This is a genomic window from Thiocapsa rosea (assembly GCF_003634315.1).
GTDB lineage: Bacteria > Pseudomonadota > Gammaproteobacteria > Chromatiales > Chromatiaceae > Thiocapsa > Thiocapsa rosea.
In genome coordinates this window covers 712,485-728,369 of sequence record NZ_RBXL01000001.1, presented here as the reverse complement: position 1 = coordinate 728,369, position 15,885 = coordinate 712,485, and the positions used below count along the sequence as shown (strand labels likewise).

At 64.9% G+C, this 15,885-nt stretch carries 12 protein-coding genes; 6 read left to right on the top strand and 6 right to left on the bottom strand.

Annotated elements, in window-relative coordinates; all coding sequences use genetic code 11:
* Positions 1 to 24 precede the first annotated feature (24 nt).
* Together carB and greA are read left to right on the top strand one after the other, a co-directional pair.
* Positions 25 to 3,234, top strand: a complete 3,210-nt coding sequence (gene carB / locus BDD21_RS03190; protein ID WP_120795916.1) for a carbamoyl-phosphate synthase large subunit — start codon at positions 25 to 27, stop codon at positions 3,232 to 3,234.
* Between the two features lie 131 nt (positions 3,235 to 3,365).
* Positions 3,366 to 3,842 carry a transcription elongation factor GreA gene (greA, locus tag BDD21_RS03185; protein WP_120795915.1) on the top strand — a complete coding sequence of 159 codons (477 nt, stop codon included), beginning with the start codon at positions 3,366 to 3,368 and terminating at the stop codon, positions 3,840 to 3,842.
* A 300-nt stretch (positions 3,843 to 4,142) separates the two neighbouring features.
* Here greA and BDD21_RS03175 read toward each other — a convergent pair whose 3' ends face one another.
* The 3 genes from BDD21_RS03175 to BDD21_RS03165 are packed head-to-tail and all read right to left on the bottom strand — an operon-like array spanning position 4,143 to position 5,689.
* Positions 4,143 to 4,997 (bottom strand): SDR family oxidoreductase, encoded by an 855-nt coding sequence (locus BDD21_RS03175; RefSeq protein ID WP_120795914.1) that lies wholly within the window; start codon positions 4,995 to 4,997, stop codon positions 4,143 to 4,145.
* Positions 4,998 to 5,016: 19 nt separating this feature from the next.
* Positions 5,017 to 5,460 (bottom strand): PIN domain-containing protein, encoded by a 444-nt coding sequence (locus BDD21_RS03170; RefSeq protein ID WP_120795913.1) that lies wholly within the window; start codon positions 5,458 to 5,460, stop codon positions 5,017 to 5,019.
* Complete coding sequence (locus BDD21_RS03165; protein WP_120795912.1) at positions 5,450 to 5,689, bottom strand: hypothetical protein; 240 nt, start codon at positions 5,687 to 5,689, stop codon at positions 5,450 to 5,452. Before BDD21_RS03165 ends, BDD21_RS03170 begins: the two co-directional genes overlap by 11 nt.
* A gap of 133 nt (positions 5,690 to 5,822) precedes the next feature.
* On the opposite strand from BDD21_RS03165, the gene BDD21_RS03160 reads away from it, so the two are divergent.
* The 3 genes from BDD21_RS03160 to nudB all read left to right on the top strand — a co-directional run bounded on the left by BDD21_RS03160 (position 5,823) and on the right by nudB (position 8,653).
* Positions 5,823 to 6,182 carry an FmdB family zinc ribbon protein gene (locus BDD21_RS03160; RefSeq protein ID WP_120795911.1) on the top strand — a complete coding sequence of 120 codons (360 nt, stop codon included), beginning with the start codon at positions 5,823 to 5,825 and terminating at the stop codon, positions 6,180 to 6,182.
* Positions 6,183 to 6,285: 103 nt separating this feature from the next.
* Positions 6,286 to 8,064, top strand: a complete 1,779-nt coding sequence (gene aspS, locus BDD21_RS03155) for an aspartate--tRNA ligase (RefSeq protein WP_120795910.1) — start codon at positions 6,286 to 6,288, stop codon at positions 8,062 to 8,064.
* A 28-nt stretch (positions 8,065 to 8,092) separates the two neighbouring features.
* Complete coding sequence (gene nudB / locus BDD21_RS03150; protein ID WP_245969384.1) at positions 8,093 to 8,653, top strand: dihydroneopterin triphosphate diphosphatase; 561 nt, start codon at positions 8,093 to 8,095, stop codon at positions 8,651 to 8,653.
* Positions 8,654 to 9,005: 352 nt separating this feature from the next.
* Here the strand turns inward: nudB and BDD21_RS03145 are convergent, their stop codons facing one another.
* From BDD21_RS03145 to BDD21_RS03135, 3 genes are all read right to left on the bottom strand, one after another.
* Positions 9,006 to 9,854: an SWIM zinc finger family protein gene (locus BDD21_RS03145; RefSeq protein ID WP_120795908.1), complete on the bottom strand. Its 849-nt coding sequence runs from the start codon at positions 9,852 to 9,854 to the stop codon at positions 9,006 to 9,008.
* 22 nt (positions 9,855 to 9,876) lie between these two features.
* Positions 9,877 to 13,128: a DEAD/DEAH box helicase gene (locus BDD21_RS03140; RefSeq protein WP_245969383.1), complete on the bottom strand. Its 3,252-nt coding sequence runs from the start codon at positions 13,126 to 13,128 to the stop codon at positions 9,877 to 9,879.
* 186 nt (positions 13,129 to 13,314) lie between these two features.
* Positions 13,315 to 13,746, bottom strand: a complete 432-nt coding sequence (locus BDD21_RS03135) for a CBS domain-containing protein (RefSeq protein WP_120795907.1) — start codon at positions 13,744 to 13,746, stop codon at positions 13,315 to 13,317.
* Positions 13,747 to 13,995: 249 nt separating this feature from the next.
* On the opposite strand from BDD21_RS03135, the gene BDD21_RS03130 reads away from it, so the two are divergent.
* Positions 13,996 to 15,837: an ABC transporter transmembrane domain-containing protein gene (locus BDD21_RS03130; RefSeq protein WP_120795906.1), complete on the top strand. Its 1,842-nt coding sequence runs from the start codon at positions 13,996 to 13,998 to the stop codon at positions 15,835 to 15,837.
* Positions 15,838 to 15,885 lie beyond the last annotated feature (48 nt).

Sequence of the window (15,885 nt, the reverse complement as noted above, 5' to 3'; positions counted from 1 at the left end):
GGTTTAACCGGCGAATGAATCCCCATGCCTAAGCGTACCGACATCTCCAGCATCCTGATCATCGGCTCCGGGCCGATCGTGATCGGCCAGGCGTGCGAGTTCGACTACTCCGGCGCGCAAGCCTGCAAGGCGCTGCGCGAGGAGGGTTACCGGGTGATCCTGGTGAACTCCAATCCGGCCACCATCATGACCGACCCCGAGATGGCGGACGCGACCTACATCGAGCCGGTCACCTGGCGCGCGGTTTCGGCCATCATCGAGCGCGAGCGCCCGGATGCGCTGCTGCCGACCATGGGCGGGCAGACTGCGCTCAACTGCGCGCTCGATCTGGTGCGCGAGGGCGTGCTCGAGCGCTTCGGTGTCGAGCTGATCGGCGCCTCCCGCGAGGCGATCGACAAGGCCGAGGACCGCGACCTCTTCCGCAAGGCGATGCGCAAGATCGGGCTGGACATGCCCCGCTCGGCAATTGCCCACAGTCTTGAAGAGGCGATCCAGGTCCAGGCATCGATCGGCTTCCCAACCATCATCCGGCCGTCCTTCACCATGGGCGGCAGCGGCGGCGGCATCGCCTACAATCCGGAGGAGTTCGAGGAGATCTGCCGGCGTGGACTCGACCTCTCGCCGACCAAAGAGCTCCTGATCGAGGAGTCGGCGCTGGGCTGGAAGGAGTTCGAGATGGAGGTGGTCCGCGACCGCGCGGACAACTGCATCATCATCTGCTCGATCGAGAACTTCGACCCGATGGGCGTGCACACCGGCGACTCCATCACGGTGGCTCCGGCGCAGACCTTGACGGACAAGGAATACCAGATCATGCGCGACGCCTCGATCGCGGTGTTGCGCGAGATCGGGGTGGATACCGGTGGGTCGAACGTGCAGTTCGCGGTCAATCCTGCCGATGGTCGCCTGATCATCATCGAGATGAATCCGCGGGTGTCGCGCTCCTCGGCGCTGGCCTCCAAGGCGACCGGGTTTCCGATCGCCAAGGTCGCGGCCAAGCTGGCGGTGGGCTACACGCTCGACGAGCTGCGCAACGAGATCACCGGCGGGACGACGCCGGCCTCCTTCGAGCCCAGCATCGACTATGTCGTCACGAAGATCCCGCGCTTTGCCTTCGAGAAGTTCCCGCAGGCCGATGCGCGTCTGACGACCCAGATGAAGTCGGTCGGCGAGGTGATGGCGATCGGCCGCACCTTCCAGGAGTCGCTGCAAAAGGCGGTGCGCGGTCTAGAGATCGACCGCTACGGTCTCGAGGAGATCGTTGATCCACGTGAGCCGGACGCAGCCAAGCGTGTTCGCCACGAGCTGCGCCAGACCGGGGCCGAGCGGATCTTCTATCTCGCCGACGCCTTCCGTCTCGGGATGAGCCTGGAGGAGATCCACGAGCTGTCCAAGATCGACCCCTGGTTCTTGGCTCAGGTCGAGGATCTGGTGCACACCGAGGCGCACGTGCGCACGGCCGGTCATGAAGCCTTGGGTCGCGATCAGCTGCGTCTGCTCAAGCGCAAGGGCTTCTCGGACCGGCGGATCGGACAGCTGGTCGGCACCACCGAGCATGAGATCCGCGCACTGCGGCACGGTCAGGGGCTGCGGCCGGTCTACAAGCGGGTGGACACCTGCGCGGCCGAGTTCGCCTCCAGCACCGCCTATCTCTACTCCACCTACGAGGAAGAGTGCGAGGCCGAGCCGAGCGAGCGCCAAAAGATCATGGTCCTCGGCGGCGGTCCGAACCGCATCGGTCAGGGCATCGAGTTCGACTATTGCTGTGTTCACGCCGCCCTTGCCCTGCGCGACGACGGTTACGAGACCATCATGGTCAACTGTAACCCCGAGACTGTCTCGACCGATTACGACACCTCCGACCGGCTTTATTTCGAGCCCCTGACCCTGGAGGACGTGCTCGAAATCGTCGCCAAAGAAAAGCCGCTCGGCGTCATCGTCCAGTACGGCGGTCAGACCCCCTTGAAGCTCGCGCGCGATCTGGAAGCGGCCGGTGTGCCCATCATCGGCACCAGCCCGGACAGCATCGATCTCGCCGAGGATCGCGAGCGCTTCCAGCAGATGATCCAGGAGCTCGGGATTCGCCAGCCGCCAAACGCCACCGCGCGCAGCGAGGCCGAGGCGATCGAGCGGGCCGCGCGGATCGGCTATCCCCTGGTGGTGCGACCATCTTATGTGCTGGGCGGGCGGGCGATGGAGATCGTCTACGACGAGTCCGAGCTGAACCGCTACATGCGCGAAGCGGTGCGGGTCTCCAACGAGTCCCCTGTCTTGCTCGATCGGTTTCTCGACGACGCCATCGAGGTCGACATCGATGCCATCTGCGACGGCAAGGATGTGCTGATCGGCGGCATCATGGAGCACATCGAGCAGGCCGGCGTGCACTCGGGCGATTCGGCCTGCTCGCTGCCGCCCTATACCCTGTCCCCCTCGATCCAGGACCGGATGCGCGAGCAGATGGCCCAAATGGCGCATGCGCTCAAGGTCGTCGGCCTGATGAATGCGCAGTTCGCCGTCAAGGGCGAGGATGTCTATATCCTCGAGGTCAACCCGCGTGCCTCGCGAACCGTCCCCTTCGTTTCCAAGGCGATCGGTTTGCCGCTCGCGAAGGTGGCCGCGCGCTGCATGGTCGGCAAGACACTCGCCGAGCAGGGTCTGCGTCGCGAGCGCATGCCCAAGCACTATTTCGTCAAGGAGGCGGTCTTTCCCTTCATCAAGTTTCCGGGCGTGGACACCCAGCTCGGCCCCGAGATGAAGTCCACCGGCGAGGTCATGGGTGTCGGCGAGTCCTTTGGGGAGGCCTATGCCAAGGCACAGGAAGGCGCGGGGACACTCCTGCCGCGACTCGGCGGAACGGCGCTTCTGAGCGTCCGCTTGGCCGACCGGGCTCGCCTCATTCGGGTTGCTCGGGATCTGGTCGGTTTCGGCTTTACCCTTTACGGTACCCACGGCACCGCACAGTCGTTGCGCGAGGCCGGTCTTGATTGCGTCGGCGTCAACAAGGTCGCCGAGGGGCGCCCGCACGTCGTCGACATGATCAAGAACAACGAGGTCGACTTCATCGTCAATACGACCGAGGGTTCTCAAGCCATCGCCGATTCGGCGGCGATCCGCCGTTCCGCGCTCCAGCATAAGGTCAGCTACACCACGACGATCTCCGGCGCCGAGGCGACCTGTCTGGCACTGAAACAACTGGACATTCTGAGCGTCAATCGGTTACAAGATCTCTCCTGACCGACCTCGCGGGCGCCCTTCGGCGCCCGCGACTTTTTCTATGCGACACCCCTAAGATCCGACCCGCCGCGGGCCTCCGGCCCGAACCGCGACCGTGACGAAGGCGGTGCATCCAGACGAGGAAATCACCCATGAATCAGGTCCCTCTGACTGTCGGAGGCGCTGAGAAATTGCGCGAAGAGCTCGAGCGGCTCAAGCGTATCGAGCGCCCCCGGATCATCGAGGCGATCGCCGAGGCGCGGGCGCACGGCGATCTGAAGGAAAACGCCGAGTACCATGCCGCACGCGAGCAGCAGGGCTTCGTCGAAGGGCGTATTCAGGATATCGAGGGCAAGCTCGCGAACGCCCAGATCATCGACGTGACGCAGCTCGCCGCCAACGGGCGGGTCGTCTTCGGCGCGACCGTGCAGGTGTTGGAGCTGGACAAGGATATCGAGCACAGCTTCCAGATCGTCGGCGAGGACGAAGCGGATCTGAAGCAGGGCAAGATCTCGGTCGGCTCGCCCATTGCCCGCTGTCTGATCGGCAAGAGTGAAGGCGATGTCACCTCGGTGCAGGTGCCGGGAGGGGTGCGTGAGTTCGAGATCCTGGAAGTCAAGTACGTTTAAACCGCGTCCGGCGGGATATGTGATGGCCGGTGGTGAGGTTGGTCTCGGCTGATCTCTGCGGCGTCGGTGGGACGCGGTTTAAACGGATGTTTATTTTTTTGCGGGTTGGAAGGATGCGCTTCCTTTAGCGACGGAACCAAGAAACCTGTCTAGGGCTCTGCTCGTTGTCGTTGTCGTTGTCGTTGTCGTTGTCGTTGTCGTTGTCGTTGTCGTAATCGGATACCGAACGACGACAACGACAACGACAACGAAAGGATGATCTCGATGCCTTGAAACTCAGTTGGGGGTGGGTCTGGGCTGCTAGCCGGCACCGCCGCGTGAGATGCGTGCGATGACCCAGTCCAGTGCGCTGTCGGGCAGGATTCGGGTGAGCACGCCGAAGAGGTGAGTGGGGAAAGTCACCGCATAGCGAATCCGAGGGCGTGGGCTTTCCAGGGCATGGATCAGCTTCTTCATCACCGCCTCGGGCGGAAGGGTGAAGGGCTGGGCGGCGCCTACCTTGGTCAGACGTTCCTCCGCACGCGCGTAGGCGTCGTGGTGGACACTGCGCTCGGTGTCGATGTTCGCCTTTAGCGCGAGGTAGGCGTTGTCTCGAAAGCGACTCAGGATGGGGCCGGGCTGGATCAGGGAGACCGAGATCCCGCTGCCGCGTAGCTCCAGACGCAGCGTATCCGTAAGCCCTTCCAGCGCATATTTGCTCGCGACATAGGCGCCGCGAAAGGGGAGCGGGATGACGCCGAGGATGGAACTGTTCTGCACGATGCGGCCGTGACCTTGCCGGCGCATGATCGGGATGACGCGGCAGGTCAGATCGTGCCAGCCGAGCAGGTTCGTCTCCAGTTGGGCGCGCAGGACGTCTCGGGTCAGATCCTCCACCGCGCCCGGTTGTCCGTAGGCACCGTTGTTGAAGAGTGCGTCGAGCCGTCCGCCGCTGATGTCCAGGGTCTGCGCGAGTGCATTCGCGATACTCTCGGGGTCGTCCAGGTCGAGTTGAACGGCGGTGAGACCTTTCTCCTTCAGCCGGGAGACGTCTTCGGACTTGCGCGCGGAGGCGATCACCAGCCAGTCGCGTTCGGCCAGACCCAGCGCGCAGGCGAGCCCGATGCCGCTGGAGCAGCCGGTGACGAGGATAGTTCGCTTGGTCGGCGACGTCATCGTCGGTTTGACTCGCTGCTCAGCACGGCCGGGGATTGTCGTTGCCGGCGGACTTGAAGGGATTCCAAACCCGCATGGACCCGATCGTCCATCCGTCCTGAAGGTCTTCCGTGATCAGCAAGTGAGCCTTTTCGGCCAGTGCGGTCTCCACGATCAGGCCGTCCCAAAAGGAGATCCGCGAGTCGATGCTGCGGCTGATGCCCCGGGTGACGAGGTCTTGGGTAATCATCGCGACAGGATAGGTCTTTAAGTGTCGCACGGCGGTTAAGCCGTCTTGGGGCGACATCGGACGCCCCAGTTTGCGGGTGACCGTGACATAAAATTCTGCAAGCACCTGGGTGCTGAGCCGAATCCCGGAATCGTCGCGTAAGATCCGCTCGGCGATTGCCTGTTTTTCCGGCTCATCGTCGTCGAAGACATAGACCAGCACATTGGTGTCGAGAAAACGGATCTCACCGCTCATGCAGATCCTCGCGCGTCCAAGTTTTTCCGGCGCGGCCGCAGCGGCACTGCTGCGCTAACGCAAGGAGGGCGTCGAGCGCGTCCTGGCGCCGCTGTCGCGCCGCGTCGGCTTGCGCGTAGTCCTGCAGATAGCGCCCCAGGATGGCGTTGACCGAGCTGTTCTCTTCCAGTGCGCGCATTCGCGCCTGCTTGAGAACCTCGTCGTCGACAGTGATCGTCAGATTGGCCATGAACGTCTCCGCGCGAGTACACTGGATCAGTGTAGCACGAGACCCGTGTCGCTGATCCGCCCGTCTGCGGTATGCATTCTTTACGGAAACGCCTGATAATTGGCGCCAGCTTGCTTTTGTCGAGGAACGAACGATGCCGATCTACGAGTACCGCTGCGAGAGTTGCGGTCATGCGCTTGAGCAGATCCAGAAGATCAGCGATCCGCCCCTGGTCGACTGCCCCGCGTGCGGCCAGCCGACGCTGCGCAAACAGATCTCCGCCGCGGCTTTCAGGTTGAAGGGCGGCGGTTGGTACGAGACCGACTTCAAAAAGTCGAACCAGAAGAATCTGCACGACACCGGCGAGAAGAAGGAGACCAAGTCGGGTGACAGTGCGGCTGCTGGCTCGGGCGCTGGCTCGGGCGACAAGGGCGGCACCACCACGGCGAAGCCGGACGCGAGCGCCACGCCAAAACCGAAGCCAAAGCCGGTCGAAAAAAAGCCCGCGGCGTGAGCCGGACGCGGCGACCGATCTTTCCCCACCCCATCACGCAATAAACCTGATCGAGCGACGCGCTTTTGCGTCGCTCGATGCGAAGACACGAGGCGAGACGACGATGCGCACGCAGTATTGTGGAGAACTGAACAGCCGCCATGAGGGCCAAGAGGTCGTGTTGTGCGGCTGGGTGCATCGGCGTCGGGATCATGGCGGGGTCATCTTCATCGATCTGCGCGATCGCGAAGGTCTTGTGCAGATCGTCTTTGATCCGGATCGCCCCGAGGTCTTCGCGCGCGCCGAGCAGGCGCGCAGCGAGTACGTGCTCAAGGTGACGGGTCGGGTGCGCGCGCGACCGGCGGGGACCGTCAACCCGGATCTGCCGACCGGCGAGATCGAGGTGTTGGGCCTGGATCTGGAGATCCTCAACGCCTCCGACACCCCGCCGATCCAGCTCGACGAGCACGGTGCCGACGCCTCCGAAGAGCTGCGTCTGCGCTATCGCTATCTGGATCTGCGTCGCCCCGAGATGCAGGCGCGCCTGCGCACGCGCAGCCGCGTAACACAGGCGATGCGGTATTTTCTGGACGCACAGGGATTCCTCGACATCGAGACCCCCATTCTGACCAAGTCCACGCCCGAGGGCGCGCGTGACTATCTGGTCCCCAGCCGCACCCATCCGGGCGAGTTCTTCGCGCTGCCCCAGTCGCCGCAGCTCTTCAAGCAGTTGCTCATGATGGCGGGCATGGACCGCTATTATCAGATCGCCCGCTGCTTCCGGGACGAGGATTTGCGCGCCGATCGCCAGCCCGAGTTCACCCAGCTCGACATCGAGGTCTCCTTCATGACCGAGGACGAGCTGATGGCGATCATGGAGACCATGATCCGCACGCTCTTCCGCGATGTGCAGGGCGTCGAGCTGCCCGACCCCTTCCCGCGCCTGTCCTATGCCGAGTCGATGCGTCGCTTCGGCTCGGATCGCCCCGATCTGCGCGTGCCCCTGGAGCTGATCGATGTCGGCGATCTCATGGCCGGTGTCGACTTCAAGGTCTTCGCCGAGCCGGCACAGGATCCCGAGGGTCGCGTGGTTGCCCTGCGTCTGCCGCGCGGCGGTGAGCTCTCGCGCAAGGAGATCGACGGCTACACCCAATTCGTCGGCATCTACGGCGCGAAGGGTCTGGCCTACATCAAGGTCAACGCCTGGGCGGAGAAGGGTCGCGAGGGCCTGCAGTCGCCGATCCTCAAGTTCCTGCCCGACAGTGCGGTCGACGCCATCATGACCTGCACCGCGGCCGTCGACGGCGACCTCATCTTCTTCGGCGCGGACAAGACCACGGTGGTCAACGAGTCGATGGGCGCGCTGCGGGTGCGGCTCGGCCAGGACCGCGGGCTGCTCGCCGAGGGCTGGCATCCGGTGTGGGTCGTGGACTTTCCGATGTTCGAACGCGATGCCAACAGCCAGCGCTGGGTGGCCCTGCATCATCCCTTCACGGCGCCGAAGGAAGAGCAGCTGGATCTGCTCGACAGCGATCCGGGCGCCTGTCTGTCGCGCGCCTACGATATGGTCTTGAACGGCACCGAGATCGGCGGCGGCTCCATCCGTATCCATCGCGACGCGGTCCAGCGGCAGGTCTTCAAGCTTCTGGCCATCACCGAGGAGCAGGCCGAGGACCGCTTTGGGTTCTTGCTGAAGGCGCTGCGGTTCGGTTGCCCGCCGCATGGCGGCATCGCCTTCGGTCTGGACCGTCTGGTGATGCTCATGACCGGTGCGACCTCGATCCGCGACGTCATGGCCTTCCCCAAGACCCAGAGTGCCGCCTGTCTGCTCACCGATGCCCCGTCGGCCGTGGACGAGAACCAGCTCAAAGAGCTTGCGCTGCGGATCAGGCTGCGGGCCTGAGCCAAAGATGCCCGTGGATGCGGCTGAGATGATGCCGGGGCCGGGTGTCGACGACGCCGTCCGGTCGGGGCCGCCGTTCGAGGAGGCGCCGCGCGTTGCGCTCGACGTCGAAAGCGATGATCAGACCTTGGAGCCGTTACCCATGTTGGAGGAGACGCGCAAGCGCGCTCAATCGGTGCTGGTTGTCATCTGCACCCGTGGCGGCGAGTTTCTTCTGCTGAAGCGGACCCGCCCCGCCGGCTTCTGGCAGTCGGTGACCGGAAGCCTGGCGCTCGGCGAGTCGCCGCGACACGCCGCCGCACGCGAGGTCTTCGAAGAAACGGGCTTGCGGGTCGGCGGCGCCCTGATCGATCTGCGCCACTCGAACCTCTTTCCCATCATCCAAGCCTGGCGGAAACGCTACGCCCCCAATGTCTGCTTCAATCGCGAATATTGGTTCGCCCTAGTGCTGGAGACGCGACGTTTCATCCGTCTCGATCCGCGCGAGCACACCGAGTACCGATGGCTGCCGGCTCACCCGGCGTTGGCCCTGGCGACGTCTCGCACCAATCGCGATGCCATTCGCGGGCTGGCCGGGATTTCGATGTAGGGGCGCAGCAGACGGCGGACTGAAGTCCGCCTCCCCAGGGGCCGACTCAAGTCGGCGTACCCAGCGGACTGAAGTCCGCCTTCCCGGGGGGCCGACTCAAGTCGGCGTACCCAGGTGTGGGTTCGCCGGTTTCAACCGGCACCTGGGTACGCCGACTTTAGTCGGCACGAACATTGCCGCCGGGGCATGTTGCTTAAACCGCGCCCGGTGCGCACGGTATGCGCCATTTGTCGGCGCCAGCGCGGGTTCAAGTGCAAAAAAAATTAAACTCTAAACCGCGTCTCGCCAAGAGCAAGGACGTCTCCGACGCTGGACACAAAATGAAAATGACGCATGTCGCTCTGGACGCGGTTTAAAGCAGGGTCTTGTTTTTCTCGCGTACCCGCAGGTACAGCTCCTCCATGAGTGCGACGAACGAGGCATCCCTGTCCCAGAACGCGGGATAGTCGCCGCCTTTGCGGATCAGGATGGCCGGCACCTCGGCGGCGCGCATCGGCGGTAGCTCGCGCGGCAGGCGCTTGGTGCCGTGCCAAAAGGCGTGATAGTCGGGTGATGCGCTCGTGGGCTGGGGCCGGGTGAAGTAGCTGTCGGTTGCGACTGGCTCCGGTTTGTCGGTCTCGGCGAGCCCGTGCAGTGCGTTGCCGAGCGGGGTTTTGGCGAGGGCCTTGCGCAGTTGCTCTCGGCCGAGACCACGCAATTCGAACAGCAGGAAGGGGTCGTGATCGAGTTGGTGGGCCAGCCTGTAATAGACCCCGGCGATGTGCTTGCAAGGGTTGGCGCTGTCGGGGCAGGAGCAGTCGGTGAGCTTGAAGTCCTGGCGATTGCGCGGCAGCAGGCCAGTGCCGGTGCCTTTGCCTTTTCCGGCAAACGCGGACTCGATGTCGTCCGGCATCTCGTTCATCGACAGGCGTGCGACCAGTCCGGCGCGACTGCCGATCCGGGCGATCGCGCGGGCCCAGGCGTCCGCGGCCAACGGGGTCATCTGGATACGGGTTTTGTACTTCGGCTCTTTGTAGACGCCGAAGTAGGGGTTGATGTTGCCGCGCACGGTCGCCGTCACCATGCCGTCGACGATGGCGAACTCGAGGATACGACTGTCGCTGCTGTAGGCGCGTCCGCGCTCCAAGCGGCCGCTGTCCGTGAAGCCTTCCAATGCCGCCAGGAAGCGGCTCCCCCACCAGGTTCTGCCCGGGTTGCTCATGTTGTCGTCGCCTATCGCTGCATCAGCCCATCACCGCCTGGCGATTGAGGCGGATCAGGTCTTTGAAGCGGTCGTTGTCGAGTTGCGTCAGCCAGGACTCGTCGCTGCCGACGATGGCGCCGGCCAGGGCCTTTTTGTCCTGGATCATGGCGTCGATGCGCTCCTCCAGGGTGCCTAGCGTCACGAACTTGTGCACGAACACCGTCTTTTGCTGGCCGATGCGGTAGGCGCGATCGCTGGCCTGATCCTCGACGGCCGGATTCCACCAACGGTCGAAGTGGAAGACGTGATTGGCCTTGGTCAGCGTGATGCCGACGCCGCCGGCCTTCAGCGAGAGGACGAACACCGACGGCTCGCCGTCCGGGTCCTGGAAGGCGTCGATCATCTGCTCGCGCCGGGCACGCGAGGTGCCGCCGTGCAGATAATAGGTGTTGTAATGACTCTCGCGGCGCAGCATGCGTTCGAGCTGCTCGCCGATCTCGGTGAACTGGGAGAAGATCAGTACGCTGTCGCCCTCGGCCATGGCCTCTTCGAGCATCGCCTGCAGGCGTTCGAGCTTGTGCGAGCGCGCGGCGGTGAAGGCACTGCCGTCCTGAAGGAACTGCGCCGGGTGGTTGCAGATCTGCTTCAGGCGCATCAGCGTGGACAGCATCAGGCCCTGGCGCTCGATGCCGGTCTTCTCTTCGAGCTGCTGTTCGACGTCGCGCACCACCGATTCATACAGTGCCGCTTGCTCGCGGCTGAGATTGCAGTAGGCGATGGCCTCGAGCTTGTCCGGCAGGTCGGCGATGATGGATTTGTCGCTCTTCACGCGGCGCAGGATGAAGGGCTCCACCAGGCGCTTGAGGGTCGCGGTCTGCACCGGGTCGTTGTCGCGCTGCACCGGCAGCTCGAAGCGTTTGCGAAAGCGTGGCTGGGTGTCGAGATAGCCGGGATTGGCGAAGTTGAAGATGGACCAGAGGTCGGTCAGCCGGTTTTCCACCGGCGTTCCGGTCAGCGCAAGACGATGCCGGGCCTGGAGCTTGCACACGGCGCGGGTCTGGTCGGCCTTCGGATTCTTGATGTTTTGCGCCTCGTCGAGCACCACGCGGTGCCAGTCCACACCGGCCAGCAGCTTTTGGTCGCGGCGGACCAGGGCGTAAGAGGTGATGATGAGGTCGTGCTTGGCGGCCTGTGCCTTGAACGCTTCGATGTCTTGCTCGCGTTTGGCGCCGTGGTGAATCCAGGTGCCGAGGCTCGGCGCGAAGCGTTCGACTTCTTTCTGCCAGTTGCCGATGACCGAAGTCGGCGCGACCAACAGGGTCGGCGCGATCGGGTCCGCCCCGGCACGTTCCTGAACGAGCCGGGCAATGACCTGCATGGTCTTGCCCAGCCCCATGTCGTCGGCCAGACAGCCGTTCAGCCCCAGACCTTCGAGGAAGCCGAGCCAGGCCAGGCCGCGCTTCTGGTAGTCGCGCAGCTCGGCGTGCAGGCCCGCCGGGGTCTCGACCGGCTGCAGCCGGCTCTGGTTGCGCAGTCGCTCCAGCATTGTGGCGAGGGCGGCGTCGGGATCGACCTCGAAGGCGTCGTCCTCGGCGGTGCGTTGCAGGATCTCCTGCAGGCTCATGCTCGGCATCTCGCTGCCGTGCTCGCGCCAGAAGGCGAGCATCTCCTGCATCTTGTCCCGGTCAAGCTCGACCCATTGGCCGCGGAAGCGCACCAGCGGCGTCTTGGCCTCGACCAACTGTTGCCATTCCTCGGCGCTCAGGGTCTCATCGCCGATGGCCAGGTCGTAGCGGTATTGGATCAGGTTGGACAGGTTGACGTGACCCGCACCCGGGCTGGCGCCGGCGCTTGCTCCAGGCTTGGCCGCGGACGGGCGCAGCCGCAGTTTGAAGCGCTGGCGGCCCTTGGGCGTCCACCAGGCCGGCACGATGACGCTGTAGCCGGCGTCTTCGAGTACCCAGGCGGATTCCTTCAGGAAGGTGAAGGCGCTGTCCAGGTCCAACCCCACGGACTGCGGCTCGGCGCTGTCGAGTCCGCCCCAAAGCATCGGCACCATGCGCGCGGCGAGTCCGAGATTCAGTAGCAGGACCTGTTCGAAGTCGGCACCCAAGCGTGACCGATGCGCGGCACGCTGCGATTTCGAGGCGGCCCAGTAGTCCGCCAGCGCCAAGCGGTGCGAGGGGTCGTCGGCGGCGACGGCAACGAAGTGCAGGCGCCATTGGTCGCGATGGTCGCCGTCATGGCCGCCGCTGGGGTCCCGATCTTGCCCGCGTTCATCGTCGGTCGGTGGCTCCGCGAGTTGAAAGCCCAGGCGGAAGGTGGCGTTGCGTTCGCCGCCGATGATGCGGTCGCGCCACGCCAGCCACCGGCGTTGCATCTCCAGTCCGGCCGACGGGTCCGGCGTGGAGGGTGTCCAGCGGGCAGCGGCGGGTGTGGGCACCAGGCAGGGCGCGATGAGGGTCGCGTCGGCGCGCTTTTGGAATGCTGCCGGCCACTTGGTTTGTCGAACCACGTGGTCGAGCAGCACCTGCGCGCAGTGCTGCAGCAAACTGGCGGGCTCGAACCACTCTTGTCCGTGCACGGGCGGACCCGCGTCCCGGCCGCCACTTTGGCGGACGATGGGACCGACACCGAGGCCAGCGCCGCAGGCCGCGGGCATGCGCTCCACCGCTGTGGCGATCAAGGGGTCGTCGTCGCCCGCTGCCCACTGCCAAGCGCCGTAGATCTCGGGCGCCGGTGTTGTGCGTTTGCCCTTGCCTTTCGGGGTCGGCGGCTGACGATAACGCAGCGCCGGAAGATATTGATCGCGCAGCAGCCGTTGCTTCAGCGCCTGCGTGAACCAGTACCAGAAAAGAAAGTCGCTGCCCGGCTCCAGGTTGTCGACGCCAAAGGCTGCCAGATAGTGCATGTCGCCGAGCTGCTTGATGGGCCGCTCCAGCGGGATGGTGTCGACCTCCCAGGTGCGCAGCGTCGCCCCGGAGACATCCAGGGGCTCCGGCAGGGCCTTGGCGAGCTCGGGGCAAGGAAGCGGTCTCGCGCCTTGGCTCGGCAGAAGCACGATGCCGGGGGTCGGCTTGAGTGTCATCCCTGCGCTCGCGAGCCCGAGACCCTCGATCAGCGCCGGCCAATCCGTTTGCGGCAACTGGCAGGGGTGGCGGGCCGATGTCGGTTCCGGGTTGTCGGAATCGGCCCGGTCGGTTTCGCACCAGAGGCGCAACGTCCCCGACTGTATAAAGTCGGGGCTCTTCTCCGGAAGCCAGAACGCGTGCAGGATCTTCATGCCTGCCATTGCAGCTTTGGCTGTCCATCAAGTCAATGGGTACGCCGGATTCATCCGGCTCCCGGGGACGGGCGACTGCAGTCGCCCGAACGCGCCCGCGCGGCGGACTGAAGTCCGCCTCCCCAGGTGCCGACTGAAGTCGGCGTACCCGGGGTGTGCGGCTGGAGTGTCGTATTGGGTTGTCAGGCCGGGATATCAGCCGCTGCTGATATAGTGCTCGAGCTGCTCGATGATGAACTTGTGCTCCGAGATGATGGATTTGATCAGATCGCCGATCGAGATGAGGCCGATGACCTTGCCGTCGTCGATGACCGGGAGATGGCGAACGCGCTTGTCCGTCATCAGGGCCATGGCCTCTTCCAGTGTCTGATCCGGCTTTGTGCAGACCACGCGCTCGGTCATGACATCGCGCACCAGCGTCTCCTTGGATGTGCGCCCCCTCAAAATGACGCTGCGGGCATAGTCGCGCTCCGAGATCAGACCGATCATTCCGGTGTCGTCCATGACCAAGAGTGCGCCGATCTGTTTCTCGGCCATCAGCACGAGTGCGTCAAAAACGCTTGCATCGGGGCCGATCGACCAAACCTGCACCCCTTTGTCGCCGAGCAGTTGTTGAATCGTCTTCATCGTCTCTTCGAGCTCCCTCGGTGGTGGAGAATCGACTCCTGCTGTTTTGTCGCCGTTCCTTGCACTGACCCGGACACGCTTGCCGACCGCGCCTCGGGTCTTCCGAGGTTAGCAGAGGGCCGGCCGACGGGCCTAGTCGGAATCGGTCACGCCACGGCGAAAAGAAACTCCGGTCCGGCCATCTTCGGGTGCCGATCCTTTTGAAAGCGAGCGGGACCTCTTCGCTTCCGTCCCTACGAGATCACGCCTATGCGCGAACAATCTGCAGTCCCCGGCGACCGACCGGGGACCCGTAACCTTGGAGCGCTGCGGCGCCTGCTTGGTTTCACCCGGCCCTACGGCTGGCAGCTCGCGGGGGCGCTGGTGGCACTCTTCGTCGGGGCCGGCTCGGTGCTCGCCTTCGGTCAGGTGATTCGCACCCTGGTGGATTCGGGTCTGACCAGCGGCTCGACGCAGGCGTTGGATCAGGCATTGATCCTGTTTTTGACCGTCGTCCTGGCAACCGGCATTGCCGTGGGGGTCCGCAGCTACTTACTCAACTGGATCGGCGAGCGGGTGGTGGCGGATATCCGCAAGAGCGTCTTCGACCGGGTGTTGTCGCTCGATGTCGGCTTCTTCGAGACGACTCGCGTCGGTGAGGTCATTTCGCGCCTGACCAGCGACACGGCGTTGCTGCAGGTCGTGGTCGGCTCGACCCTGGCGATGGTGCTGCGCACCGGTCTACTGATGATCGGCGGCATCGTCATGCTTGCGATCACCAGCCCCGCCCTGACCGGCCTGGTGCTGCTCGGGGTACCTTTCGTGATCCTCCCGGCCTGGCTCTTGGGGCATCGGGTGAGACGTCTCTCGCGCGACAGCCAGGACCGGATCGCCGATGTCGGCGCCTATGTCGACGAGGTGATCCACGGGATCCGCACGGTGCAGGCCTGCTGTCACGAGCCGATCGACCGCGAGCGCTACGGCACGCAGGTGGAGTCCGCCTTCGAGGTCGCGGCGCGGCGTTCGCAAACCAGCGCCCTGCTGGCGGCCGTTTCGACCCTCCTGACCTTCGGCGCGATCGGGGTCGTGCTCTGGGTCGGCGGCCGGCAGGTGCTGGCCGGCACGATCAGCGGGGGCGAGCTCTCGGCCTTTCTCTTCTACGCCGTCGTGGTTGCCGGATCGGTCGGCTCTCTGAGCGAGCTGATGGGTCAGTTGTTGCGTGGTGCGGGTGCGAGCGAGCGCCTCATGGAGCTGTTGGAGTCCGAGTCGAGTATTCGCACACCGCCCGAGCCGAAGGCGTTGCCGGATCCGGCGCGCGGGCGCGTCGAATTCGATGCGGTGCGCTTCCTCTATCCGGCGCGCCCGGATACCGCCGCACTGGATCGCCTCGACCTGGTCATCGAGCCCGGCGAGCGGGTGGCGCTGGTCGGACCCTCCGGCGCCGGCAAATCGACCCTTTTTCAACTGCTGTTGCGCTTCTACGATCCGGTCGCCGGCGCGGTGCGCTTCGACGGCGTGGATCTGCGCGATCTGGCGCCCGCCGAGCTGCGCCGGCATATGTCGCTGGTCCCGCAGGATCCGGTCATCTTCGGCGCGAACGCCTGGGAGAACATCCGTTACGGTCTGGCCGACGCGAGCGATGCGGATGTCCGCCGCGCAGCCGAGGCCGCCCACGCGGCCGAGTTTCTCGACCGCCTACCGCAGGGCTTCGATACTTTCCTGGGCGAGCGCGGGGTGAGGCTCTCGGGCGGCGAGCGTCAGCGCATCGCCATCGCACGCACGGTGCTGCGCAATCCGGTCCTGCTGTTGCTCGACGAGGCGACCAGCGCCCTTGATGCCGAGAGCGAGCGCCTGGTGCAGGAGGCGTTGGAGCATCTGATGCAGGGTCGCACCAGCATCGTCATCGCCCATCGTCTGGCGACCGTGCGTACGGCAGACCGCATCCTGGTCCTTGATCAGGGTCGGATCGTCGCGAGCGGGCGCCATGAAGCGCTGATGGCCGAGGACGGGCTCTATGCGCGGCTGGCGTCTCTGCAGTTCCAGGATGCTGCGGCGGCTCCGGTTTTAGCTCCGGCTCAGACCCCGCCAGCCTTGCGCCTTGCGCTGCCTTGAGGTTGATGTCGCGTCTCGGTCGATTCCGGCGGGGCGGGTGCGCACCAA